At 65.3% G+C, this 1177-nt stretch carries 1 protein-coding gene and 1 pseudogene; both read left to right on the top strand.

Annotation, left to right across the window (positions count from 1 at the left end; translation table 11 throughout):
* Positions 1–663, top strand: a 663-nt coding sequence (gene prmC, locus AHiyo1_RS03305) for a peptide chain release factor N(5)-glutamine methyltransferase (RefSeq protein WP_059387610.1), incomplete at its 5' end; no start/stop codon positions are given.
* Positions 664–675: 12 nt separating this feature from the next.
* Positions 676–1177 (top strand): annotated as a pseudogene (locus AHiyo1_RS03310) (L-threonylcarbamoyladenylate synthase); the annotation flags it as partial.

Here is a 1177-nt window from a genome sequence, read left to right on the forward strand (position 1 = left end):
CGCGTCCCGCTCCAGCACATCACTGGCGTCGCGCACTTCCGCTACCTCACGCTCGCCGTGGGCCCTGGCGTGTTCATTCCGCGACCGGAAACGGAATCCGTGGTCCAGCTCGTCATCGACCACCTCCAGGGACTCGAGCACCCCAAGGTGGTTGACCTTGGTACGGGCTCCGGCGCCATCGCGGCGTCGATCGCCCACGAAGTGCCCGGGGCCGAGGTCCACGCCGTCGAATTCAGCACGTTCGCCCACGCCTGGGCCGCGAAGAACCTGAAGCCCCTCGGGGTGAAGCTCGTTCAAGGCGACCTCAGGAATGCCCTGCCCGAACACGATGGAACGTTCGACGTCGTCGTTTCCAATCCGCCCTATATCCCGGCTGAAGCAATTCCGAACGAACCTGAAGTGGCGCTGCACGATCCGCCGGAGGCACTGTACGGCGGGGGAGCGGACGGAATGGAGCTTCCGACGGCGGCTGCAGCCTCCGCTGCCCGGCTCCTCAAGGGCGGCGGCTACTTCGTGATGGAGCACGCGGAAGTGCAGGCGGGCTGGATTGCCGAACACCTGAAGGCTGCCGGTTGCTGGACGCACGTCGCCACCCACCTCGATCTCAATGGCAAGGAACGTGCCACGAGCGCAGTGTTGGCAATCGCTGCCTCCGGGAAATGAAAGAATAGCGCTGTGACCACAAGCTACAACTGCACGTCAGAGGAACAACGCGCCGAAGGCCTGGAGCATGCGCAGCGCGCCATCAGCGAGAAAAAGTGTGTCGTCATGCCGACGGACACTGTCTACGGCATTGCCGCCGACGCTTTCTCGCCGCAAGCCGTGACCATGCTGCTTGTCTCGAAAGGCCGCGGCCGCCATATGCCGCCCCCGGTGCTGATTCCGCGGCTCAATGCGCTGGACGGGCTGGCAACCGATGTATCGGAAGAAGCCCGCAAGCTCGCGGAAGCCTTCTGGCCCGGCGGCCTGACGCTGATCTTCCACGCCCAGCCGTCCTTGGATTGGGACCTGGGGGAGACCCGCGGAACCGTGGCCCTGCGCATGCCCGACGATGAAATTGCGCTTGAACTGCTCAACCGCACCGGACCGCTAGCGGTGTCCTCGGCAAACCGCACCGGCCAGGCCGCCGCGCAGACAGCTCCGAGGCGAGGACCCAGCTTGCTGAATCGGTCGAGGT

Origin of the sequence: Arthrobacter sp. Hiyo1 (assembly GCF_001263615.2) — a bacterium.
Classification (GTDB): Bacteria; Actinomycetota; Actinomycetes; order Actinomycetales; family Micrococcaceae; genus Arthrobacter.